Origin of the sequence: Corallococcus sp. AB011P (assembly GCF_003611605.1) — a bacterium.
In the GTDB taxonomy this organism is placed as follows: domain Bacteria; phylum Myxococcota; class Myxococcia; order Myxococcales; family Myxococcaceae; genus Corallococcus; species Corallococcus coralloides.
In genome coordinates, this window is the sequence record NZ_RAVX01000024.1 from 72,399 (window position 1) to 94,969 (window position 22,571).

General features: G+C 71.1%; 16 protein-coding genes. 7 read left to right on the top strand and 9 right to left on the bottom strand.

The genetic code is table 11. The annotated features are described in order from the left end of the window. Both D7X30_RS36105 and D7X30_RS36110 read right to left on the bottom strand, forming a co-directional pair. The gene (locus D7X30_RS36105; RefSeq protein ID WP_120567517.1) at window positions 1-1,191 is read right to left on the bottom strand and encodes an OmpP1/FadL family transporter; all 1,191 of its coding nucleotides are present in this window, start codon (window positions 1,189-1,191) and stop codon (window positions 1-3) included. A 31-nt stretch (window positions 1,192-1,222) separates the two neighbouring features. Beyond that, window positions 1,223-4,138 (bottom strand): hypothetical protein, encoded by a 2,916-nt coding sequence (locus tag D7X30_RS36110; RefSeq protein ID WP_120567518.1) that lies wholly within the window; start codon window positions 4,136-4,138, stop codon window positions 1,223-1,225. 201 nt (window positions 4,139-4,339) lie between these two features. Here D7X30_RS36110 and D7X30_RS36115 point away from each other — a divergent pair, with 201 nt between their 5' ends. From D7X30_RS36115 to D7X30_RS36125, 3 genes are all read left to right on the top strand, one after another. Then, window positions 4,340-4,876 carry a hypothetical protein gene (locus D7X30_RS36115; protein WP_199724645.1) on the top strand — a complete coding sequence of 179 codons (537 nt, stop codon included), beginning with the start codon at window positions 4,340-4,342 and terminating at the stop codon, window positions 4,874-4,876. A 132-nt stretch (window positions 4,877-5,008) separates the two neighbouring features. Beyond that, a complete protein-coding gene (locus tag D7X30_RS36120) occupies window positions 5,009-5,317 on the top strand; it encodes a CBS domain-containing protein (RefSeq protein ID WP_120567520.1) in 309 nt (102 codons plus the stop codon). Between the two features lie 228 nt (window positions 5,318-5,545). After that, window positions 5,546-6,235, top strand: a complete 690-nt coding sequence (locus D7X30_RS36125) for an NTP transferase domain-containing protein (protein WP_120567521.1) — start codon at window positions 5,546-5,548, stop codon at window positions 6,233-6,235. Window positions 6,236-6,306: 71 nt separating this feature from the next. Here D7X30_RS36125 and D7X30_RS36130 read toward each other — a convergent pair whose 3' ends face one another. The 4 genes from D7X30_RS36130 to D7X30_RS36145 all read right to left on the bottom strand — a co-directional run bounded on the left by D7X30_RS36130 (window position 6,307) and on the right by D7X30_RS36145 (window position 11,783). Further along, a complete protein-coding gene (locus D7X30_RS36130) occupies window positions 6,307-7,140 on the bottom strand; it encodes a hypothetical protein (protein WP_120567522.1) in 834 nt (277 codons plus the stop codon). A gap of 161 nt (window positions 7,141-7,301) precedes the next feature. Continuing rightward, window positions 7,302-8,162, bottom strand: coding sequence for a hypothetical protein (locus D7X30_RS36135; protein ID WP_120567523.1), 861 nt, complete (start codon window positions 8,160-8,162; stop codon window positions 7,302-7,304). Between the two features lie 87 nt (window positions 8,163-8,249). Further along, window positions 8,250-9,116: an OmpA family protein gene (locus D7X30_RS36140; protein ID WP_147443405.1), complete on the bottom strand. Its 867-nt coding sequence runs from the start codon at window positions 9,114-9,116 to the stop codon at window positions 8,250-8,252. 69 nt (window positions 9,117-9,185) lie between these two features. Further along, entirely contained in the window at window positions 9,186-11,783 is a 2,598-nt protein-coding gene (locus tag D7X30_RS36145) for a PAS domain-containing protein (protein WP_120567525.1), read from the bottom strand. 219 nt (window positions 11,784-12,002) lie between these two features. Here D7X30_RS36145 and D7X30_RS36150 point away from each other — a divergent pair, with 219 nt between their 5' ends. After that, window positions 12,003-12,851 carry an HAD family hydrolase gene (locus tag D7X30_RS36150; RefSeq protein ID WP_120567526.1) on the top strand — a complete coding sequence of 283 codons (849 nt, stop codon included), beginning with the start codon at window positions 12,003-12,005 and terminating at the stop codon, window positions 12,849-12,851. Window positions 12,852-12,945: 94 nt separating this feature from the next. Here D7X30_RS36150 and atpA read toward each other — a convergent pair whose 3' ends face one another. The 3 genes from atpA to atpH form a co-directional block, all read right to left on the bottom strand. Beyond that, complete coding sequence (gene atpA / locus D7X30_RS36155) at window positions 12,946-14,493, bottom strand: F0F1 ATP synthase subunit alpha (protein ID WP_120567527.1); 1,548 nt, start codon at window positions 14,491-14,493, stop codon at window positions 12,946-12,948. A 231-nt stretch (window positions 14,494-14,724) separates the two neighbouring features. After that, window positions 14,725-16,209, bottom strand: coding sequence for a PAS domain S-box protein (locus D7X30_RS36160; protein ID WP_120567528.1), 1,485 nt, complete (start codon window positions 16,207-16,209; stop codon window positions 14,725-14,727). Window positions 16,210-16,357: 148 nt separating this feature from the next. Beyond that, window positions 16,358-16,900: an ATP synthase F1 subunit delta gene (gene atpH, locus D7X30_RS36165; RefSeq protein ID WP_120567529.1), complete on the bottom strand. Its 543-nt coding sequence runs from the start codon at window positions 16,898-16,900 to the stop codon at window positions 16,358-16,360. Between the two features lie 259 nt (window positions 16,901-17,159). Between atpH and D7X30_RS36170 the strand changes: the two genes are divergently transcribed. The 3 genes from D7X30_RS36170 (at window position 17,160) to D7X30_RS36180 (ending at window position 22,523) form a co-directional block, all read left to right on the top strand. Further along, window positions 17,160-18,986, top strand: a complete 1,827-nt coding sequence (locus D7X30_RS36170) for an Hsp70 family protein (protein WP_120567567.1) — start codon at window positions 17,160-17,162, stop codon at window positions 18,984-18,986. Window positions 18,987-19,079: 93 nt separating this feature from the next. After that, entirely contained in the window at window positions 19,080-20,252 is a 1,173-nt protein-coding gene (locus tag D7X30_RS36175) for a TIGR02266 family protein (protein WP_120567530.1), read from the top strand. A gap of 126 nt (window positions 20,253-20,378) precedes the next feature. Further along, window positions 20,379-22,523 (top strand): beta-propeller domain-containing protein, encoded by a 2,145-nt coding sequence (locus tag D7X30_RS36180; protein WP_120567531.1) that lies wholly within the window; start codon window positions 20,379-20,381, stop codon window positions 22,521-22,523. Window positions 22,524-22,571: the final 48 nt, after the last annotated feature.

Consider the following 22,571-nt stretch of genomic DNA (forward strand, 5'->3'; position numbering starts at 1 on the left):
TTACTGCAGGTTGAAGCCCAGCGTCAGGCCCAGCACGTGCGCGTTGCCGGAGTAGGTGCCGGGCATGCCCGGAGCCGTGCTCTCCTTGTCCGCCAGCGCGACGAACTGGTAGCCCAGGTCCGCGCGGAACGGCTTGAACTGGTAGCCCACGCCCGCGGACACCTTGAAGCGGTTGGCGTCCGGGAGGTCCGGCGTCAGCGTGCTGTCGGGGCTGGGGGACGGGTCGTACGTGAGACCCAGGCGCACCTGGAGCGCGTCCGACACGCCGTACTCACCGCCCAGCGAGTACTTCCACTTCGCACGCCAGCGCTTGGGGATCGGGTTGTCGATGGACGGGTTCTCGAAGCGGATGGCCAGCTCAGAGAACGTGGACCAGTCCACCCAGCTCGCGTCGAACGCCAGCAGCAGGTTGTTCAGCGGCCGGTACGCCAGGCCCGCCGTCACGGTGGACGGCAGGATGACGTCCGCGTGCGCCTTCTGGTCCGTCAGCCGGCTCTGGAACTCCACCGGGATGTTCTGGAAGTCCGCCTGGCCCTGGAACGCGATGTCGATGGCGCTCCGGTAGTGGAGGCCCATGTCCAGGTTGTCCAGCAACTTGGCCTGCACGCCAATGTTGAAGCCGGAGCCCCAGTCCGCGCCACCCAGGTGGACGGAGCCCTCGCTGTTCACGAAGTCCAGGCCGCGCGTCAGCTCGATGGTGGCCCGGGCGATGTCCAGACCCGCGCCGAAGCGGAAGCGCGGGTGCAGCTCATACGCGAACGACGGGTTGATGTAGTACGTCGCCAGCGAGGACTCGTAGCCGCGGAAGCGGCCGCTGAAGCCCTCTTCCCAGCGGCTGCGCGCGCCGTACGGCGTGAACACGCCCACGCCGAACGCCGCCTTCTCGAACGGCTTGTAGACGATGAACAGGTGCGGGGGAGGAGACAGCGTGGTGCGCTGCCCTTCCGCCTCCATGTTCGGCCGCTGGAACGTGATGCTGGGGAGGATGCCCGTGTCGCCCAGCGTGATGTCCAGCGTCTTCACGCCGACCATGTTCGCCACGTTGTAATAGATGGAGGACGAGTCCTCCAGCCATGCCGTGGCCGCGCCGCCCGCGCCAGTGGCGCGAGCGCTGTGGGTGTCGACCTGGAAGCCCGCGGCCTGGCTGGTACCGGCCGCCAGAATCGCCACGAGGGAGAGTGTCTTTTTCATGAGTGTTTGATTCCTCTCTCAGTGGTTCGCGTTACTGGGGCTGGGCGCCGGTCTTCAGGAACGCGACGGCCTGATTCTGGGCGTTCGCGCTGTAGACCAGGAAGCTGTGACCCGCCGGCGACTCCGACACGGGGAACATGTACGAAGCCACCGTGCGGGGCGCGTCCTTGCGGTTGGCCGCGTTGATCAGCGCCACCGTGTTCGCGTTCGGGATGACAGTATCGCCCTCGATGTACTGGATGAACGCGCGGTGCTCGGCGGCGTTCGTGCTGGCCGCCACGTTGTTCTCCAGCAGGTACGCGTAGTTGCGCGCGTCCGCCGGGTCCAGGATGGTGTTCACCAGGCTGATGAACGTGTCGAACTGACGCATGCCCGGCTTGATGCCCGCCTGGGACAGCTGGAGCAGGAACGCGGTGCGCTGCGTCTCGAAGGCGGGCGCCGTCAGCAGCACGCCGGCCAGGTTGCCACCGGCCACGTTGAGCACCGAGCGGCGCACGCGCGGGGACACCGCGGTGGACATGGTGCCCATGATGCCGCCGAGGCTCTGGCCCACGTAGTCCACCTGGGCCGCGTTCAGGCCGCCCACGGCGTCGGACAGCTCCTGGCTGGCCAGCACGCGCAGGAACTGGCTGAAGTCCACCACGTGGTGGCGGAAGTTGTCGCGCGTGGTGAACAGGTTGCCCAGGTTCAGGAAGTTCCAGCCGGAGATGGACGGGATGCCCTGGGCGTTGCGCAGGAAGTCGCCGCCCTCGCACTTGTTGTCCGCCATGCACTGGCCCTGCGACGGGGAGACGAGGTTGGAGCAGTACACGTCCGCAGGCACGCCCGCCGGGAGCGCACCGGGGCTGCAGTCCGCGCGGGCCGCGTCCGTGCGCGCCACGCAGCGGCCGTAGGACGGGCTGGCGGCGTTGTCCTCGCAGCGCTGGGCGGCGGGGTTGGCGCACGCGGCGGAGTCGCCCGCCGGGTTCGGCGTGGGGAGCACCGCGGCGGCGCCCACGCAGCTGGTGCGCTCACCGTGGTAGACGGCGTCCATCGCGGCCACCGCGTAGCCCGCGGCGTTCAGCGAGTTGGCCACGCCGAGCACCGCGGTGCGGTTGCTGGTCAGTCCGTGGCCGAACACCGCCACCGGCCAGCCACCCTCGGGCATCGTGCCGGTCGGCATGAACAGCATGAACGGGTAGCGCGTGTCGCGCTTCGCGCCGGGGTTCAGCGTGCCGAAGGGGCCCGTGAGCAGCAACGGCGTGTTGGCCCGCACCTCGTAGACCGCGTTGACGTTGGCGGACGCGAACCCGGCCCCCGCCATCGCCGCCTTCACCTGCGACGTGATGGGGAAGATGGAGGTGGGCGCCGCGGGCGTCCCGAACACGCCGCCGGGCAGCGTGTACAGCTGCTGCAGGACGGACGTGGTGCTCTGGGTGGTGAAGTTCCATCCGAGCGCGATCTTCGAGCGCGGGATGCCCAGGCCGCCGTCCTTGACCGGCGCCGCCACCTTGTCGAAGTAGGGCTTGAGCAGCTTGCGCCGCGGCTCCAGCAGGAAGGCGAGCCCGTCCGGCACGGAGGAGATGGTGCTCTTCTTGGTGGCCTCGTCGTACACCGGGTTGGCCAGGCGCAGCAGCGCGAAGGCCGTGGACGGAGCCACGTTGCGGCCATCCATGTCCTTCAGGTCCGTGGTCAGCACCGCGCCGTACTCGGTGGCGCCATCCAGCGGAGCCTTCGGGATGATCTGCAGCTGCTGGGGCACGGGGACGATGCCTTCGGCGCCCACGCTGGTGCCGCAGTCACCGGCGTTGTTCACCAGGCAGGTCACCACGTCCGGCTGGGTGCCCTTGTCCTGGTTGGTGACCTTGAAGAACTTCACGCCATCGGCGAGCGACGCCGGATCCACCTTGGGGGCGGGGCCGTCCGCGGCCACGCGGTACATGGTGCCGTCCAGCACGCCGTGATCATCGCCGTTCTCCGCGACGGTGGCGCCCGTGGTGGAGAAGCCGTCCAGGGTGTTGAGGCCCGTGAACAGGTCCTGCTGCAGGCCCGGCGTCGCCGGGACCGGGAAGTCCAGGGTGCCGTCCGCCTTGCGAATCAGGTTGTTGGGGAAGGGGACGATCAGCGGCAGCCGCTCGTTGGCCGCCAGGTTGATGGTGGCCTCCGGCTGGTTGAGGATGCTGAAGGTCCAGATGAGGACGATGTCCTCACGCTTGAACCCCTGCGGGGCCAGGGCCTTGTCGAAGATCTGCTTGTAGCCCAGGCGCAGCTGCTCCAACTGCAGCGACTTGGCGGTCTGGTCCGCCAGGCGCTTGGCCGGGTCCGTCTCCGTGGAGGGGATGAGCTCCGTGGCCGGGCCGCAGTCCGGCGACGTCAGGTCGTCGCAGGTGACCAGCGACTTGTCGGAGTTGATGAAGGCCCACGTGGCGGATCCGATGATGGACTGGCCGGAGGTCGTCTTCAGGCCGTTCTCACCGCCGACCAGCGCCACCGCGTAGCGCGAGCCCTTCGGCCACGCCGGCAGGCCCGTGTTCAGGTCCACCGGGGGGATGATGTTGAGGAGGTCCGTGTCCTCGTTGTACGCGAGGGTCGGCGTCACCGGCTTCGTCGCCAGCGGCGTGCCCGCGTACATGTCGATGAAGATGACCGTCTTCGGGCTCACCGAGCTCGGATCCAGGTCCTTGATCTTGGTGTTCGCGATGGCGGACGTGGGGAAGCCGTTGAGCGAGTTCAGGTAGTCGCGCGTGAACTCCTGCTCCGCCGCGGACGCCGCCGGGTTGATGGGCGCCTGCACCCGCTTCGTCTGCTGGTTGATGGCCAGGTCGTTGGGGGAGGGAACCACGGCGGGAGACGCCGAGGGGTCGAACTCCGCCAGGCCGACGTTCAGATTCGGAGCCTCCTGCGCAATCTCCGGCGTGCAGGCGACGGCTCCCAGGGCCATGGCCCCGAGGAACAACTGTTTCTTCATGGTGGGAATCCCCTCCAGCCCAAGGTGAACTGCTGGAAACACGTCAGTGACTAGCACGCCCTCCCCCGGTCACAAAGTGAGAGGGATTGACGCGCCGAGTCAGCTATGGGGTTTCCGCGCGTGCACGCAGGTGGACGTCTCACGCGGCGTGCGCGGCGCGAGGGGCGTGACGCGCGGAGGAACGCGGATACGCTGCCGCCCATGAAACGACTGCTGACTGTGTTGGCGATGACCGTGGCGATGAGCGCGAGCGCGGAGGAGGCCGGAGGCCTGACGTGGAGCGCGCCGCCGGAGTGGGCCGCCCAGCCTCCCCGGCCGATGCGCGCGGCGACGTACAAGGTGCCCGCCGCGAAGGGGGACGCGGAAGACGCGGAGCTGGCTGTCTTCTACTTCGGGCAGGGACAGGGCGGCGCGGTGGACGCGAACGTGAAGCGCTGGGTGGCGCAGTTCCAGAAGCCCGACGGCAAGCCCCTGGAGGACAAGGACGCGAAGACGAAGCAGGAGAAGGTGAACGGGCTGCCCGTCACCACGGTGGAGGTGAAGGGCACGTACGCGGGCGGCGGTCCCATGATGGGGCCTTCCACGCCCAAGCCGCACTTCAAGCTGCGCGGCGCCATCGTGGAGGGGCCGGAGGGCGCCATCTTCTACAAGCTCACCGGGCCGGAGAAGACGGTGAACGGCGCGGAGAAGGGCTTCCGCAAGATGGTGGAGTCGGTGAAGCCCGCGCCGAAGAAATAGGGCGGACAGGCGGATCCGCCAAGGGGCCCTGGAGAAGCTCCGGCCCCCCTCGCGCGGGCGTCGGCAAGCGGATTGCTAAGGCCTTCCGGCACACGGCGCCCGAACGCCGAGCACCGGAGGCCTCACGTGTCGATGTGCCGCAGCCCTGAGTTCCAGAACCTCCTCTCCCGCGCCATCAACCTGTTCCCGGAGGACACCGTCCTGGGAGCGCTCCAGCAGATGTACCGCCACGGCGTGCACGTGCTGCCCGTGGTGGAGGGGCGTGGGGGCGACCTGCTGGGCGAGGTGACGGAGGACGAGCTGCACCGCGTGGCCCGCCGCCGCCCGCTGGCCCGGCTGGCTGAAATTCTGACCGTGAAGGCGCTGGCGGCGCCGGAAGAAACGACCGTGGAGACGGCCGCCCCGCTGCGGCTGGCGGCCTCCAGTGGCTGGCTGCACTGAAGGGCCTGTCGGCGCCCATCCGGCGCCGGGGAGGGGAAGCCCCCTGGCCAGTCCGGCTGACCGCTGGTGGACACCCGCCCTTGCCCAAAGGGCTGGCAGCGAACACCTCCTCGTGTGACTGGCGGCTGTCTGACGACTCGTACTGGCGGGCGGGCTGCAATCCCGGAAGGAGGTCAACAGCCTGTTGGCGGTGCCCCCGGCTTTCCGTCGAGGGCGAGGAGGCGGGTCATGAAGGCAGTGGCGATCATCCTGGCGGCGGGCAAGGCCCGGCGGATGTCCCACCCCAAGGCGCTCATCGAGCATGAAGGGGGCAAGAGCTTCCTTCAGTCGTTGGCGTCCACCTTCGGAAAGGCGGGGTGCGGGGTGCTGGGCGTGGTGGGCAGCGACGAGGACGCGGTGCGCGAGCAGCACCCGAGCCTGGAGCTGGTGACGAGCAGGGACTGGGAGAAGAGCCTGCTGGCGTCGGTGAAGGCCGGGTTGGAGGCGGCCATGGCCGAGGACGCTGACGTGGTGCTGGTGCATCCGGTGGACATGCCGGCCCTGCGCGTCACCACCGTGAAGTCCATGCTCAAGGACATGGAGCGCGGCGGCACCGACGGCGTCATGGCGCTGCGGCCGGAGTACGACAACGCCACGGGCTGGCCGGTGGTGCTGTCGAAGGGCGCTGCGCGCAAGCTCTTCGAGGCGGAGGGCGAGGACCTGGAGGCGGCGCTCAAGGTGATCAACCCGCGCCGCCTGAACGTGAAGGACCCCGGCGTCATCGTGAACATCAACACGCCTGAAATCTACGGGCGCGTCTTCAGCATGGAGCCCAAGCTGGCCCCGCCGCCCAAGCGGCGCATGAAGCGCGCGGGCGCGTCCAACGGCTCCGGGGCGGACACCACCCCGACGTCCTACGCGGCGTCGTCGGAGGAGTAGCCCCGACGCGAAGACTCCCGGGGCCCGCACGGTACGGGGACCCGGGAGTTTTTACTTCAGCCTTCCGGCCTTCAGAACGACAGGCCCAGGCCCAGGTAGGGGCCGGTGAAGTGGTCCGCGTGCACCACGCCGTCCAGGTGGCCGCCGTCGCTGAGGTACAGGGTGCGCCAGCCGCCGCGCAGGTTGAGGGCGCCCAGGTGCAGCGCCAGGCCGGCCTGCATGTCCACCTGGCGGTGCGGGAAGGGCACCACCTGGATGCGCGCCTCCACGTCGAAGGGCGACGGGCCCAGGCACGCCGCCAGCGACGCGGCGAGGCTGGGGCCCACGAAGATGGCGTCCGGCGCGTGCGCGCTGGCGATGCCGGCCTCCATGCGGAAGCGGCCGCGCTCGGTGGACCACGGCGAGATGGTCAGGTGCGCGTCCAGCAGCGTCAGCCGGTCCGTGCCCGCCGAGCCGTCATCCGCCTCCAGCGCGATGCCGCTCACACGCGCGTCCATGCCCCAGCGCTGACCGTCCAGGGCCATGAAGAGGTCCAGCGCGCCGCCCACGTCGCCGAAGCTGTTGCCCTGCACGTTCAGGTGCACGAGCGGCGCGGGCCGGGGCGCGCGCTGGCCGCGGGGCACCTCCGCGCGCGCGCGGCGGTGGTAGCTGGACGGGCCGGCGATGAAGAGGACGTCGAACCAGCCGACGCCGACGCCGGAGGAGCGCACGCTGGAGCGCACCGGCGCGTCCGAGGAGCGGCCCACCGGGGTGGCGCGGTGCTCCTTCTTGCCGTCCTTGTCGTCGGAGTCCTTGGAGTCGGAGCTGTTCGGCTTGGAGCGCTTGCCGAAGCGGGCCTCGGCGGGCGCGGACCCCAGCAGGACGGCGACAGCGAGCGCGGCGCACAGCGTCTTCCAGAAGCCCACGGCGACCTCTCCTCTTCATGGGCCCACGGGATGGGCCGCGGCATGTGGACGCCTGCTCGCCCGGAATATTCAACCCTCATCACCCCAGGTGAAACCAGGGCCCCGGGGATGGGGGGCGGTGTCCGGAAGGGGGCATGTACACCCCCGGACATGCGGGTGCTTCAGAAGGCCAGGCCGGCGCCGGCGTAGGGGCCCACGAAGCTGTCCACGTGCTGGATGCCGTCCACCCGGCCCGCGTCGTCCAGGATGAGGCCACGCACGCCGCCGCGCAGGTTGAGGGCGCCCAGGTGCAGCGCGATGCCGGCGCTCGCGTCCAGCTGCCGGTAGGTGCCGGCCGTGCCCTGCACGCGCGCCTCCAGGTCCAGCGGGCCCGCCACGCAGACCTCCAGGGACGTGGCGAGGCTGGGGCCCACGAAGAAGACGTCCGGCGCGTGGGCGGTGGAGAGACCGCCCTCGAGGCGCCAGCGCACGCGGTCGGTGGACACGGGCGCATAGGTGAGGTGCATGGTCGCCAGGCGGATGTCGTCCGTGCCGCGCGTGCCGTCGTCGGTGGGCAGCACCAGCTGCGTGCCCTGCACGGCGATGCCCAGCGTCTCACCCTCGATGCCCAGGAACGCGTCCCCGGCGACGCCGCCGCCCAGGGCGCCCACGTTGAGGCCCGCGCGCAGGGTGAGCGGCTGGACGTCGCGCTGCTCGCGGACGGCCATGCTGGGCCGCGGGCTGGAGGCCTCCACGGCGACGGTCAGCAACTCCGCGGCCGCCACGATGGCGTCACCGTGGACGTGAGCGGAGTACGAGGGCCGGTCGCGCGGGGGCGGGCGGCTGGAGACTACGTTGCGCGAGCCGGAGCGGACGGGCGTGGCGGCGTGGACCTTGGAGCCCTTGTCGTCGCGCTTCTTGTCCTCCTTCTTGTTCTCGGCCGTGTCCGGGGACTTCTTGCCGAAGCGAGCCTCGGCGGGAGACGCGGCCAGGAGGAGGCCGGCGGCGAAGGCGGAGCACAGCGCGGGGCGGAAGGCGGACACGGGAGGCTCCGAGGCAGGGGCGAGGTGGAAACCCTCTGCACCCCTGGACGGGCAGCCAGGCGTTCTATTCACTCCGCGTCCCGTGCGTCAGCGCTGCGCCGTCTTCTTCGCCTTGGCCTTCGCCTGGCGCTTCATGGGCCGCGGCGGCGGCTCCGTGCGGGCCACGGCCGCGCTCTCCGGCGTCACCGGCGTGGGGGACAGCCGCAGCGTGACGCGCCGGTTGCTGGCGCGGTGGGGCGGGCTGTCGTTGGGCACCAGCGGCCGGTACGCGGCGTGGCCCGTGGCGCTCAGGCGCTCCGGAGCCAGGCCCTCGCGCTCGCCCAGCTGCCGCACCACCACCACGGCCCGCGCGGCGGACAGCTCCCACGCGGTGGTGGCGGGACTCCCGGGCGCGGCGGGGAGCACCTCGTCGGTGTGGGCCTCCACCGCGACGCGGTGGTCGGCGAGCGGACCCCGGAACACCGCCGCGGCCTGCTTCAACACGCCAGCGCCCTCCGGCGTGAGCGACGTCGTGGCGGGCGCGAAGAGGATCCGCTCGGACACCTCCACGCGCAGGGCGTCGTCCTCCAGCGCCACGGCCACGTCGCCCGCCTGGAGCGCGTCCTTCAGCGTCCTGCCCAGCGTCTCGAGCGCCGCCTCGCGCCGCGTGTGCTGCGCCTCCGCGCTCTTCGCCTGGAGCTCCGCCGCGGCACCGCCCCACTCCTGCGCCTGCTGTTGACGCTCCAGCGCGCGCAGCCGCTGCTCCATGGCCTGCCGCAGCGTCTGCAATTGCGCGACGTGGGTCTCCGACTCGGTGGCTTCGTGCTCCAGCTGCGCGCTCCGGGCCTCCAGCGCGTGGAGCGAGCGCGAGCCCAGCCACGCGCCCGTGGAGGCCACCGCCACTGCGACGGCCAGCAGCCCCCAGGGCAGCCACCGCCAGCGTCCGAGCGCTGCTGTCGTTCGCGCGTCGTCCATGGCCCTGAAGGGTAATGGCCCCCCGGGTGTGGGCGGCAAGGTGGCGCCGTGCGACACCGCCTGCCTGCTTCAGCCGGGGGCCGCCCCGGACGGTTTCTTCCAGCGGGGCAGGTACAGCACGAAGCGCGAACCGGGCCCTCCCTCCGGCGGCGTCTCCACGAACAGGTCGCCGCCGTGCGCGCGGGCGAGCTGCCGGGAGATGTAGAGGCCCAGGCCCAGGCTCGCGCGCGCGTGCTCGCCGCTGTTGCGCGTGAAGCGCTCGAAGATGCGCTCGCGTGCCTCCGGGGGAATGCCGGGGCCCCAGTCGCGCACGGCGATGATGGCCTTCTCCCCGTCGCGCTCCACGTACAGCTCCACCGGCAGGCCGGGCGCGTACTTCATCGCGTTGGTGAGCAGGTTCATCAGCACCTGCTCCACGCGCGGCCGGTCCGCCAGCGCCACCACCGGCTGGTCCGCGTGCACCACCGCCACGCAGCCCGCGGTGGCCAGCGCATCCTCCATCCGCGCCACCAGCGCGTGCACCAGCGAGGACAGCTCCACCGCGCCCAATTCCAGCGCCATCTGCCCCGTGCCCAGCCGCGCCACGTCGAACAGGTGCGCCACCAGCCGCGTCAGCCGGTCCGCCTGCCGGAGCGCCCCCGACAGCCCCTGGCCCAGCCGCTCGGATTCATCCGACGCGAGCTTGTCCACCGTGCGCTGCAGTGACGATAGCTGCAGGTGCAGCGCGGACAGGGGCGTGCGCAGTTCGTGCGTCGCCACCGCCACGAACTCGTCGCGCGCGGCCACGGCCTGCTCCGCCTGCCGGTACAGCCGCGCGTTGTCCACGGCCAGCGCCGCGCGCCAGGCCAGGTCCTCCAGCTGCGACAGGTCCCGCGTGTTGAAGCGCCGCGTGGGCGAGCACGTCGCCGCGCTCACGATGCCCAGCGTGCGCCCGCGCGCCATCAGCGGGACGATCATCACCGAGCGCGGGCTCAGCCCTTCCAGGACCTCCCGGTGCACGTCGTTGACGGCGAAGGCGCGCATGGCGTCTTCGTCCACCTCCGCCACCAGCTCCGAGCGCCCCGTCTCCAGCACCTTGCGCAGCAGGGTGTGGGTGCCGGGTTGCGGCGCGTAGGGCATGGACTTCTCCAACTGGGCCTGGAGCCGGTCGTCGACGGCGCGGCGCTCCACGCGCTCCAGGTGCTGGCCGTCCTCGCCCAGCATGTCCACCAGGCAGTAGTCCGCCATCTGCGCCACCACCAGCTCCGCCACGTTGCGCACGGTGGTGCGCCAGTCCAGGGACGTGGCCAGCCGGGTGGTGGCGTCCGTGAGGAAGCGCAGGTGGGTCTCCATGCGGCGCTGCTCGGTGATTTCGCGCACCACGCCGCCCACGCCCAGGAGCTCCATGCCGGAGCGCACGGGGAAGTACGTGGCCAGGAAGGTGCGCGGCTCCGGGCCCACGACGTACTCCACCGGGTCGTCCACCACGGCCACCTCCGACTCCAGCACCTGGCGCAAGAGGTCCTCGATGGGGCCGCCCGCCGGGCCCATCAGCTCGCGGGGCGTGAGGCCCAGGTGCTTCTCCAGGGGGATGCCGTTGTTCTCCGCGATGACCTTGTTGAGCTGCACGTAGCGCAGGTCCTGGTTCACGAAGCCCATGCCCACCGGCGACGCGGCGAAGAAGGACTCCAGCATGGCCGCGGAGGCGTCGCGCTCGCGCAGGGCCTCGCGGGCCTCGCGGTACAGCCGGGCGCTCTCCACCGCCAGGGCGGCGCGGCGCGCGAACTCCGTGGCGTAGCCCATGTCCCGCTTCGTGTAGCGGCGCGCGGGCGACGCGGAGACCAGGTTGATGATGCCGAAGCGGCGCCGGCCCACCGCCAGGGGCAGAAGCATGGACGAGCGCGGCGCCAGCGCCTCCAGCAACTGGCGGTGCTCGGGCGAGAGGGACACCGCGTCCAGCCAGCCGGGCGTGATGTCCGCGACGAGCACGGGCTTGCCCCGCGCGAATGCCCGGCCGAGCGGCGTGTCCGAGCCGGCCTTCGGCGGGAAGGGCAGGGTCTGGTCCAGCAGCGGCTGCTTCCGCGGGTCCCTCGCGCTGAGCGCGAGCCGGTGCAGCGCACCGTCCGGTCCCAGCACGTCCACCATGCAGTAGTCCGCCCACTCCAGCGTGGCCAGCCGCGCCACGGCCTTGAGCGTCGTCTCCCAGTCCAGGGACTCGGCGAGCAGCCGGCTCGCCTCGCTGACGAAGAACTCCGCGCGCTCGGTGGACTTGCGCTCGGTGATGTCCACGTTGATGTTCACCGCGCCCACCAGCCCGCTCTCCGCCGAGTACAGCGGCGCCGAGGAGTTGAGGATGGTGCGGCGCGCGCCGTCCTTCCCGACGATGTCCACCTCCTCGTTGGAGACGGTCTGCCGGGTGCGCAGCGTGCGCGCCACGGCCCACTCCTCGCCGCGCAGGCGCCTGCCCGTGCCGGGCCAGTACGCCTCGAAGGTGCCAAAGCGCTCCAGCTGCATCCGCGTCAGCGCGGCCTGGCCCCACAGCGCGCTCGCGGCGGCGTTGGCCGCGAGCAGGCGGCCCGCAGTGTCCACGATGACCACCCCCACCGGCAGCAGATGCAACACCGTGCGCAGCCACTCCTGCGGCACGGGTGTGGACTCCGCCAGAAAGGTGCCAGTCGGCTCGGACATGGGCGCGGAGCCCCCTCCCCCGCGGGAGGCTCTACGGTGGGGGCGCCGGGGGAACGGCACCACCCGACCCGGGTTCCATCCGGCTTTCCGGGAGTTGGCACCGGCCTCCACCCGGAGGCAGGGCAGGGGGCTTGATTCGGAGCGGCCGACGGGGCGTCATTCGGGGCTTTCGTTCACGGCCGCGCTTCGAAGCGGCCGGGCTGCAAGAAGGATAGGTGGATGGGAATCGCGTGCGTGGTGCTGGACTTCGATGGGACCTTCACGGACGTGCTGGCGGAGGGCGAGCCCTTCCTCAGGCACTTCCAGGACGCGCTGTACGGAGTGCTGGGGCAGGACGCGTCCCAGGCGTGGGCGGAGGAGGTCGCCGCGCTGCATGAGGGCGTGGACCAGTACGGCTGGGAGGTCGCGGGGCGCATCGTGGCGCCGGCCACCGCGGACCCCTACCTGACGGCCACCTGCACCGCGCACCGGCTGCTCAAGCGCTTCGGCAAGGGCGACGACGAAGCGCTGCGCACGGACACGGTGCAGGCGCTGTACCGGGAGGCGTACCGGCACTCGGCCACGGCCTTCAAGGCGGAGGCGAAGGAGGTGCTGGAGGCGCTGCTCGCCACGGGCCTGCCCGTGTCGGTGGTGACGAACGCGCACACGGAGCTGGTGGAGGCGAAGCTGGACAAGCTGGCCCCCAAGGGCCGCGAGCGGCTGAAGGTCTTCGGCGACGCGCGCAAGTTCCAGTTGGAGGACACGGAGCCGAAGGACGCGCGCTTCGACGCGCTGCCGGACGCGCTCCACCTGGACGGCGTGCTGGGCCGGCCGGTGTACCTGCGCCGCGGGCGCTACTTCTCCGCGCTCAAGCGCATCTGGGACGCCACGCACACGGGCCCGGAGTCCACGCTCGTCGCGGGCGACATCTTCGAGCTGGACCTGGCCATGCCCGCCGCGCTGGGCGCGCACGTGCAGCTGGTGGAGCGCGCCAACGTGATGCCCTACGAGCGCGCCGCCGTGCAGCGCCTGGGCGCGCGTGGCAGCGCGGACAAGAGCCTGCGCGCCATCCTGCCCCGGCTGCGCTGAAGGGCCGCCTTCCCCCGGGCAAACGAAAAGCCCCGCCTCCCTTCGGAAGGGAGGGCGGGGCTGTCCGTCAAGGCACCGCGCGTGGGGCGCGAAACTAGACCTTGGCGCCCGGGGTCGCCTGGAACAGGTCGTTGAACTCGGTGAACGCCTTGTTGATGTTCGCCTTGATGTCGGCGGTCAGCTCGCGCTTGGCGACCAGGTCCTGAACGATGTTCGGGTACTTGCTGTCCACGAACTCCAGCATCTCCTTCATCCAGCGGACCACGTCACCCACCGGCACCTGGCGGATCCACCCGCGCTTGCCGGCGTCGTCCTTGTTGGTCGCGGCGTAGATCTGGATGACCTGACGCTCGACGGAGAGCGGCTCGTACTGGCCCTGCTTGAGCAGCTCCACCATGCGGGCGCCGCGCGCCAGCGTCTCCTGCGTGGCCTTGTCCAGGTCGGAGCCGAACTGGGCGAAGGCGGCCAGCTCGCGGTACTGCGCCAGCTCCAGCTTCATGGAGCCCGCGACCTGCTTCATGGCCTTGATCTGCGCCGCGGAACCCACGCGCGACACGGAGAGGCCCACGTTGATGGCCGGACGGACGCCGGAGAAGAACAGGTCCGTCTCCAGGAAGATCTGCCCGTCGGTGATGGAGATGACGTTCGTCGGGATGTAGGCGGACACGTCACCCGCCTGCGTCTCGATGATGGGCAGCGCAGTGAGGGAGCCCGCGCCCTCCTCGTCGGACAGCTTGGCGGCGCGCTCCAGCAGGCGGCTGTGGATGTAGAACACGTCGCCCGGGTACGCCTCGCGGCCCGGCGGGCGGCGCAGGAGCAGGGACAGCTGGCGGTACGCCACGGCCTGCTTGGAGAGGTCGTCGTACACGATGAGGCCGTGCATCTTGTTGTCGCGGAAGTACTCGCCGATGGCGACACCCGCGTACGGCGCGAAGTACTGCATGGGCGCCGGGTCGGACGCGTTCGCCGCGACCACCACCGTGTACTCCATGGCGCCGTAGCGGGTCAGCTTCTCCACCACCTGCGCGACGGTGGACTGCTTCTGCCCGATGGCGACGTAGATGCAGTAAACGCCCAGGCCCTTCTGGTTGATGATGGCGTCGATGGCGACGGCCGTCTTGCCCGTCTGGCGGTCACCGATGATGAGCTCGCGCTGACCGCGGCCCACCGGCACCAGCGCGTCCAGCGCCTTGATGCCCGTCTGCAGGGGCTCGTGCACGGACTTGCGCTTCACGATGCCGGGCGCCTTCACCTCCAGGCGGCGGTGCTCGGTGGCCTCGATGGGGCCCTTGCCGTCCACCGGCTGGCCCAGCGCGTTCACCACGCGGCCCAGCAGGCCCTTGCCCACCGGCACGGAGGCGATCTGCCCGGTGCGCTTCACGGTGTCACCCTCGCGGATGTCCTTGAACTCACCCATGATGGCGACGCCGACGTTGTCCTCTTCCAGGTTGAGGACCAGGCCCTGCACGCCGTTGGTGAACTCCACCAGCTCACCGGCGAGCGCGCCCTCCAGGCCGTACACACGGGCGATACCGTCGCCCACGGTCAGCACGGTGCCGGTCTCGGCGACGGTGACCTTCTTGCCGTAGTCCTTGATCTGCTCCCGGATGATTTTGCTGATCTCGTCGGCGCGGATTTCCATGGGCGTCTAGCGTCCTTGCGGAGGGGGCGGCCTGAGGAAACGGGGATGGCCGCCGCGAATCTTGATGTACCGGGTGGCCCCCTATCACGGGCACCGGGACTCTCGCAACGCGCCACGCGCCAGGGCCTTCCCCCACCCCCGCACCCCTTTATCGCGCACGTAAGCCGGCGGCCCGGACGTGAGGGGCCCCGCCCGCCCGCAAGCCCAGGGAGCCCGGCGTCGAGCCCGGCTTCAGGCGCCGGAAACGGAGGGGCCGTCCTCGCGGGGCAGCCACACGATGAAGCGGGTGCCGTCCGCCGCCCCCGACTCCACGGAGATGCGCCCGCCGTGGGCCAGGGCGATCTGCCGCACGATGAAGAGCGACAGCCCCAGCCCGTCATCCGCGGAGCACAGGGCGCGGTGCTTGAACGGCTCGAAGAGGGTGCCCTGGTACTCCGGCGGCACCCGGCAGTCCGGGTCGTGCACCTGCACCGTCACGCCGTCGAAGCGCCCCGTCAGTTGGAGCACCACGGATGAGGACATGGGGCCGTGGTGCAGGGCGTTGCCCACCAGGGAATCCATCAACTGGAAGAGCCGCTCGCCGTCCCAGGCGCCCCTCAGGTCGCCGTTGGTGACGAGCCGCAGGTCGCGGCCCGGGTGGGCCCGCTGCCGGTCCGCCAGCACGCGTTCCGCCAACTGCCCCAGGTGGATGGAGGAGGGCTGGATGGGCAGGCCGTTGGACAGCCGGGCGCGGGTGAAATCCAGCAGCTGGCGGATCAGCCGTTCCACCCGGCGCACGCCCTGGCCCACCCGTCCTACCTGGTCCGTCAGCCCTTCCGGCAGTGACGGAGCGTGCTGGAGGGCGAGCACCTCGCAGTGGAGCGACTGGAGCGGGGCCTTGAAGCCGTCCCCCGCCGCGTCCAGGAACTGGTCGCGGAAGTGCTCCATCCGCATCAGGCGCTCCTCGGCGGCCTTGCGGATGCTCACGTCCCACACCGCGCCCATGCGCACCGAGCGGCCCTGGAACGTCGCCGGCCGGCCCATGACCTCCACGGGGATGCGGCGGCCGTCGCGGTGGAGCACGGCCAGCTCGTACGGAGCCTCCACGCCGCGGTCCATCACGTCGCGCGCGGGGGCGCGGAACTCCGGCGCCACGACCTCCAGGATGTTCCGGCCGATCAGCTCCGCCGTCTCATAATAGCCCATCAGGCGCCCCAGGCCGGGGCTGATGTCCAGGAACTGCCCGCGGTCGTGGAAGAAGTACCCGTCGCAGGAGATCTCCACGATGGAGCGCATGTGCTCCTCGCTCGCGCGCAGCGCCGCCTCCTCGCGCAGGCGCGCGGAGGAGTCCCGCAGGAGCAGGAGCACGCCCGACGCCGGGGCCGCCGGCATGGCGCTCACCGTCAGGTGGCGCAGCGTGCCCACCTCGCCGAAGCGGCCCCACACCAGCTCCTCCGCCACCCGCTCACCGGACTGCGCTCGCGCCAGCAGCGGCGACAGCGGCGGCGCCAGACCCGGCCACGCCTCCGACAGGAAGCGCCCCACGCACAGCTGCGCCGGGCGGCCGCACAGCGAAGCCAGCAGGTCGTTCATCCAGACGAGACGGGAGTCCCCGTCCACCAGCGCCACCCCCCAACCCGGCGCGTTGAGCAACGCACTCAGAAAGGGCAGGGTTTCCTCGGGAACCCCCAGGGACGGAAGGGCTCCGGGAAGCCGTTGGAACACAGGCTGCGGCATGGGCGGGTCGTCTCGGAAAACGCGGGCTTGTCCGCGTTGGCGAGAAGTATACCTATTCCCAGAGCCGACGGGAAATACAGGTTTGACTAGGACTGCGGGCAACCCTGACAACCCGGCACGTCCACCGCACCGGGAGTGGGGGTTGGGGTTACTTCAGCTCGCGGCGCATCTGCTCGAGCTGGGTGCGCAGGGTGCCGTCGTAGAGGGTGCCACCGACCTGGGCGGCCACACCGCCGAGCAGCGACGGATCCACCCTGGTCTCCAGCACGACGTTGCGCTGGGTCAGCTGCTGGAGCGACTGCTGGAGCTGGGCGAGGGCGTCCGCGGAGAGCGGGGCGGCGCTGGTGACCTGACCCCGGACGCGGCCCGCGCGGGCGTCCGCCATGTCGCGGTAGAGCCGGGCGATGTCGGGCAGGTAGCCCAGGCGGTTGCGGTCCACCAGCAGGCGCAGCGCGTTGGCGAGCGCGGGCTCCGCGGGGGAGGGCATGGCCTGGAGCAGGCCCTCCACCACGCGGCTGCGCTGAGCGCGGCTGTAGGCGGGGTTGAGCAACACGTCCGACAGGTCGGCGCTCTTGCCCACGACGGCGGCGAAGGCGTTGAGCTGCTCGGCGACGGCGTCGGTGCGGTTGCCTTCCGCTGCGACGTCGAGGATGGCGCGGGCGTAGCGGCGGGCGATGGAGACGTTCACCATGACGCTGGCGCCCTTAGCATGGGGCGTCCCTGGCGGCAATGATGCCGGTGCCATGCGTTGGATCGCCGTGGCCGCTTGGGGCCTCCCGAGGTCTGGAGAGAGGGGGCGGGGAAGCGTCCCCGGGTGGGCACTCCGGGTGTGAGCTGGTGGCCGCCTCCGGGCCCCAAAAGGCAGCCCGGCGCCCGGCAACGGACGGCCGGGGTGCGACAGGACTTGGCGGAAGCGGGCGCTTACCCGTAGCGTGGGCCCCACCCTCGCCATGCAAGAACCTGTCATCGGCATCGACCTGGGCACCACCAACAGCGTCGTCGCGACCGTGGAAGACGGACGCCCGCGCCTCATCCCCTCACGTGCGGGAGGACGCCTCACGCCCTCGGTGGTAGGCCTCACCCGGGCGGGCGACCGCCTGGTGGGGCAGCCGGCCCAGGCGCTGGGGGAGGAGCACCCGGACGCGGTGGTGTGGGCCACCAAGCGCTTCCTGGGACGCCGCTACACGCCGGAGTTGGTGCAGCAGGCGAAGGCGGTGGTGCCGTACCCGCTGGTGGCCGGCCCCACGGGCGACGTGCGCGTGAAGCTGTCCGGCCGCGTGCTGCCGGCGACGCAGGTGTCCGCCTTCATCCTGGGCGAGCTGCGCCTGGACGCGCAGGCGCACTTCGGGCGCGACGTGCGCAAGTGCGTCATCACCGTCCCCGCGAACTTCGACGACAACCAGCGCCAGGCCACGCGGGAAGCGGCAGCCATCGCGGGGCTGGAGGTGGTGCGGCTGGTCAACGAGCCCACCGCGGCGGCGCTGGCGTACGGCCTGTCCCGCGGCTTCGAGGGCAGCGCGCTGGTGTTCGACCTGGGCGGCGGCACCTTCGACGTGTCCATCCTGGACGTGAAGGCGGGCGTCTTCGAGGTGAAGGCCACGGGCGGCGACCACGCGCTGGGCGGCGAGGACTTCGATCAGCGCATCGTCCAGTGGCTGCTGGCGCAGGTGGAGGACGCCTTCCAGGAGGCGGTCTCCAAGGACGCGCAGTCGCTGCGGCGCTTGAAGGTGGCGGCGGAGGCGGCCAAGCGCGAGCTGACCGAGTCCGAGGAGGCCACCATCTCCGTGTCCGGCCTGGGCGACCACACGGCGGGTGTGAAGCGCTTCACCGAAATCAACACCGCGCTCACGCGCAGCTTCTTCGAGACGCTCTCCGAGCCGCTGTCGCGCCGCTGCCTGGACGTCTGCAAGAGCGTGATGGCGGAGGCGCGGATGGATCCGCGCTCGGTGGATGTGGTGCTGCTGGTGGGCGGCATGACCCGCGTTCCGCTGGTGCGCCGGCTGGTGGCGGACTTCTTTGGCCGCGCGCCCTCCACGGACGTGCACCCGGACGAGGCCGTGGCGCTGGGCGCCGCGGTGCAGGCGGATGAGCTGGTCCGCCAGGCGGGGCAGGCGCTGCTGTTGGACGTGGCCAGCCAGAGCCTGGGCGTGGGCGTGATGGGCGGCCGGGTGAAGCGGCTCATCCCCAAGAACACGGGCGTGCCCGTGGTGGCGCGCGACATCTTCTTCCCCGGCACCTCCGGCCAGTCCGAGGCGCGCATCCCCGTGTACCAGGGGGAGAGCGAGTTCCAGGACGAGAACCACAAGCTGGGCGAGGTGGTCCTCAAGAACCTGCACGTCGCCAACCGCGGGGAGACGCCGCTGGAGGTCGTCTTCGAGCTGTCCGGCGAGGGCATCCTCGCGGTGAAGGCCACCGACCTGACCTCCGGCCACATGGAGTTGGTGCGCCTGGAGGCCCGGGCCGGCTTGCCGCAGGGCGAGGCGGAGAAGCTGGGCCAGGAGCAGTCCAACTACGCCCAGGCTCAAGGGGTGGTGGACGCGCGCAAGGCGGAGGAGACCTTCCGCAAGCTGCTGGAGCGCGGGGAGAAGCTGGCCCGCTTGCTCCAGCAGAGCGCCCGGGAGAACCCCAGCCCGGAGGCCGAGTCGGCCGTGGGCACCGTGCAGCAACTGCTGGTGGGCGGCAAGGACGCGCTGGCCGCCGGTGACGCCGCGCAGTGCGCCCTCATTGCCCGTCAGCTCACGAAGTTGCTGTCCGGCCGCGCGGAGCCCCGCGGCTGACGTCCCGCGGCGCACGGAAAAGGCGTCCACCAGCGCACGTTGTGGCGCCGGGTCCGTGGTGCCTTCCCCGGAGTCCGCGTATCTCCGGGAGTCATGACGACCCCCGGCTTTTCTCCTCGCCCGAGAGATCTGGTCTTCGTGGTGGACGACTCGCGGACGGCGCGGGACGTGATGCGGCTGCACCTGTCGCGCATGGGCTGTGACGCGGTGGGGCTGGAGGGCGCGGATGCGTGCCTGGCGGAGCTGGCGCAGCGGACGCCGGCGCTCATCCTGATGGACCTGCACCTGGAGAAGCTCCAGGGGGACGAGGCCTGCCGGATGGTCAAGGCGCACCCTGCGGGGCGCAACGTGCCGGTGGTGATGTTCACCGCGGCGGACGAGCCCCATGAGGTGATGCACTGCGGGCGCGCGGGCGCGGATGACTTCCTGCCCAAGCCGGTGAGCCAGGAGGCGCTGGCGGCGAAGGTGGCCGCGGTGCGCCTGTCTCGCGAGCGCGCCTGGACGGGCCCGCCGCGCGGGCGGGGCGTGCTGCTGGTGGAGGGCGGCCGGTTCCTGCACACCTTCCTGGGCGGAGCGCTGGAGCACGAGGGGCTGCACGTGCTCTACGCCAAGGACCTGGACGACGCGGCGGCGCAGGCCGTCACCCACGGGGAAAAGCTGGACGGCTTCGTGGTGGACGTGTCGCGGCTGCCGCGCGAGGCCCTGTCGCTGGCCACGCGCCTGCGCGAGCAGTTCGTGCGCAAGCCGCTGGTCCTGATGTCGCGGGTGGAGGAGTCGCCGGACGTGCTGGCCCGCGCGCAGGAGCTGAGCGGCGCGCCGCTGCTGCTCAAGCGGCAGCTGGGCGCGGACGAGCTGCTGGCGAAGGTGCTGGCCCGCCTGTCGCCGGGCACGGTGCCGCTGAGGGCCGCGGAGCGGGTGCCCTTCTTCACCGTGGTGGAGTTCAACACGCCGGGCGGCCCCACGCTCAGCGGCTTCAGCCACGACGCCAGCCCCCAGGGGCTCTTCGTGCGCACGCTCACGCCCGCGCGCGAGGGCTCGCGGCTGTCCCTGCGCCTGGTGATGGCCGGCCAGCGCACGCCCTGCGAGGCGCAGGCGGTGGTGGCGTGGTGCAACCCGCCCGGGATGGGGAGCGCGTTCCGCTCGCAGACGGGCATGGGCCTGCGGCTGGAAGGCATGGACGCGCAGCTGCAACAGCGCTTCGTGCGCTTCGTGCCCCAGTCCCTCGGTTTTCCCACCGCGGGTCCCGTGCGCGCCTCAGGTTTCTGAGAGCGGCGGTGGCCCCCGCGCACCTCCCAACCCCCCGCAATCACAGACAGAAGCCGCGGAATTCTCCCCTGGCATGGGCGTGGCAGAGCGCTGCGCCCCGCGAGGCTTTCGAGGGAGGATTCACGCATGCGGCCAAGTCTTTTCGGAACGGTGGGGCTCACGCTCCTGGTGGTGGGGTGCGGTGACGGCGGGGGCAAGGCCCCGGACGGCCTGGACAACGAACCCGTGCAGCAGTCGCTGAAGCTGGAGACCTTCAACGACTGCTCGGCGCTGGAGCGCTACATCGAGGACACCGCGACGAAGCAGATGCGCGCGAGCCTGGAGCAGCAGAAGCCCGGTTATTGGGAGCGTTTCGGGCGGGGGACGCGCGGCGGCGTCGTCTTCGGGCCGATGCCCACGGAGGACGCGGCGGGGGGCGGCGCGAATTCCGGCGGCGGCAGCCAGGCGCCGAATGACTCCACCGGCACCAACAACCAGGTGGAGGGCGTGCACGAGTCGGACTTCGTGCAGAACGACGGCACGCGCATCTTCGTGCTGTCGGGCAACCGGCTGTACGCGCACCGCTCGTGGCCCGCGGAGCAGCTCACGCTGGCGGCGACGCTGGAGGTGGAGGGCTGGCCCCGGGAGATGCTGCTCGACGCGCAGAACCGGCTGGTCATCGTCTCGCAGGTGGCGCGGTCGCTGCCGGGCACCCCGGCGAAGGTGGGCGGGGGCGTGGGCGGGGGCATGGTGCCTGTCGTGGACATGGCCTGCTACGGCTTCGGCTGCGGCTACTACAACGCGGACAGCACCAAGGTGACCACGGTGGACGTGTCGGACGTGGCGCACCCCACGGTGGTTGATCAGGTCTACCTGCCCGGCGTCTTCAACCAGGCGCGCCGCGTGGACAGCAACGTGCGGCTGGTGCTGGCGGACGCGTTCCGCTGGCCGGAGGCCGTGAAGTTCTGGGTGGACTACTCGGAGGACCTCTACAAGGACGAGGGGAAGCTCACCAAGACCCTCGACGCGCTCATCGCCGAGAACGAGAAGCACATCCGCGCGAACACGCTGGACCAGTGGCTGCCCGCGGGCAAACACGTGGACGCGGCGGGCGTGGAGACGTCGCTGCCCACGTCCTGCGGTGACTTCTACCGGAGCAACGCGCCGTCCGCGCTGGGCTTCGTGACGGTGGCTTCGCTGGACCTGGACGCGCGCACGGCGGCGCCAGGGCGCACCAGCCTGGTGGCGGAGCCGGGCACGGTGTACGCGTCCAAGGAGTCGCTGTACCTGGCGCACTCGCATTACTGGTGGTGGCCGCAGCCGGGGCAGAAGGACTTCACCTACCTGCACAAGTTCGACCTGAGCCAGCCGGGCCGCGCGGTGTACGCGGGCTCCGGGACGGTGGAGGGCACGCCCATCAACCAGTTCGCCCTGGATGAATACGAGGGCGTGCTGCGCATGGCCACCACGGTCACCACGCGCCTCCCGGAGCCGGAGCATGCGGATTGGTGGTGGGGCGGCACCACGACGGCCAGCCGCGTGACGACGCTGGGCGTGAAGAACGGGCACCTGGCGGAGCTGGGCCGCAGCGAGGACCTGGCCGAGGGCGAGCGCATCTTCAGCGCGCGCTTCGCGGGCAATCGCGGCTACGTGGTCACCTTCCTCCAGGTGGATCCGCTCTTCACCTTCGACCTGAGCGACCCGGCCCACCCGCGCAAGGTGGGCGAGCTGAAGGTGCCCGGCTTCTCCACGTACATGCACCCGGTGGGCGACCACCACCTGCTGACCCTGGGCATCCACACGGATCCCAACGGCGGCTGCTGCGGGACGCGCATCCTGAAGCTGTCCCTCTTCGACGTGAGCGACATGGCGAACCCGAAGGAGACCGCCACGCAGTTGGTGGGCGAGGCCTACGGCTGGAGCGAGGCCCTCTACGAGCACAAGGCCTTCAACTACTTCGCGGCCAAGGGGCTGGTGGCCATCCCGTTCACGGACTACTCGAGGACCTACATGTCCTCTGACGACTACTGGCAGGGCTTCCGCACGGAGCTGCGCGTGTTCCGCGTGGACCTGGCGGCGGGCATCTCTCCGGTGGGCGCGGTGCCCATGTCGGACCTGTTCAAGACCACGAACCTGCCGCAGTGGAGCTACTACTACACGCCGGAAGTGCGCCGCAGCGTGATGGCGGATGACTACGTCTACGCCATCAGCGACGCGGGGGTGCGCGTGTCGAAGGTGCAAAGCCTCCAGACGCCGCTCGTCACGGTACCGTTCCCGGTCAGCACGCCCTGACGAGGAGGGCGGGCGGTCAGACAGGGCGGGGGATTGCGTCGCTTGCAC

Coding starts and splice junctions, on each gene's coding strand:
- D7X30_RS36105 (WP_120567517.1), bottom strand. CDS start 1,191: ATGAAAAAGACACTCTCCCTCGTGGCGATTCTGGCGGCCGGTACCAGC.
- D7X30_RS36110 (WP_120567518.1), bottom strand. CDS start 4,138: ATGAAGAAACAGTTGTTCCTCGGGGCCATGGCCCTGGGAGCCGTCGCC.
- D7X30_RS36115 (WP_199724645.1), top strand. CDS start 4,340: ATGAAACGACTGCTGACTGTGTTGGCGATGACCGTGGCGATGAGCGCG.
- D7X30_RS36120 (WP_120567520.1), top strand. CDS start 5,009: ATGTGCCGCAGCCCTGAGTTCCAGAACCTCCTCTCCCGCGCCATCAAC.
- D7X30_RS36125 (WP_120567521.1), top strand. CDS start 5,546: ATGAAGGCAGTGGCGATCATCCTGGCGGCGGGCAAGGCCCGGCGGATG.
- D7X30_RS36140 (WP_147443405.1), bottom strand. CDS start 9,116: ATGGACGACGCGCGAACGACAGCAGCGCTCGGACGCTGGCGGTGGCTG.
- D7X30_RS36145 (WP_120567525.1), bottom strand. CDS start 11,783: ATGTCCGAGCCGACTGGCACCTTTCTGGCGGAGTCCACACCCGTGCCG.
- D7X30_RS36150 (WP_120567526.1), top strand. CDS start 12,003: ATGGGAATCGCGTGCGTGGTGCTGGACTTCGATGGGACCTTCACGGAC.
- atpA (WP_120567527.1), bottom strand. CDS start 14,493: ATGGAAATCCGCGCCGACGAGATCAGCAAAATCATCCGGGAGCAGATC.
- D7X30_RS36160 (WP_120567528.1), bottom strand. CDS start 16,209: ATGCCGCAGCCTGTGTTCCAACGGCTTCCCGGAGCCCTTCCGTCCCTG.
- atpH (WP_120567529.1), bottom strand. CDS start 16,900: ATGGTGAACGTCTCCATCGCCCGCCGCTACGCCCGCGCCATCCTCGAC.
- D7X30_RS36170 (WP_120567567.1), top strand. CDS start 17,160: ATGCAAGAACCTGTCATCGGCATCGACCTGGGCACCACCAACAGCGTC.
- D7X30_RS36175 (WP_120567530.1), top strand. CDS start 19,080: ATGACGACCCCCGGCTTTTCTCCTCGCCCGAGAGATCTGGTCTTCGTG.
- D7X30_RS36180 (WP_120567531.1), top strand. CDS start 20,379: ATGCGGCCAAGTCTTTTCGGAACGGTGGGGCTCACGCTCCTGGTGGTG.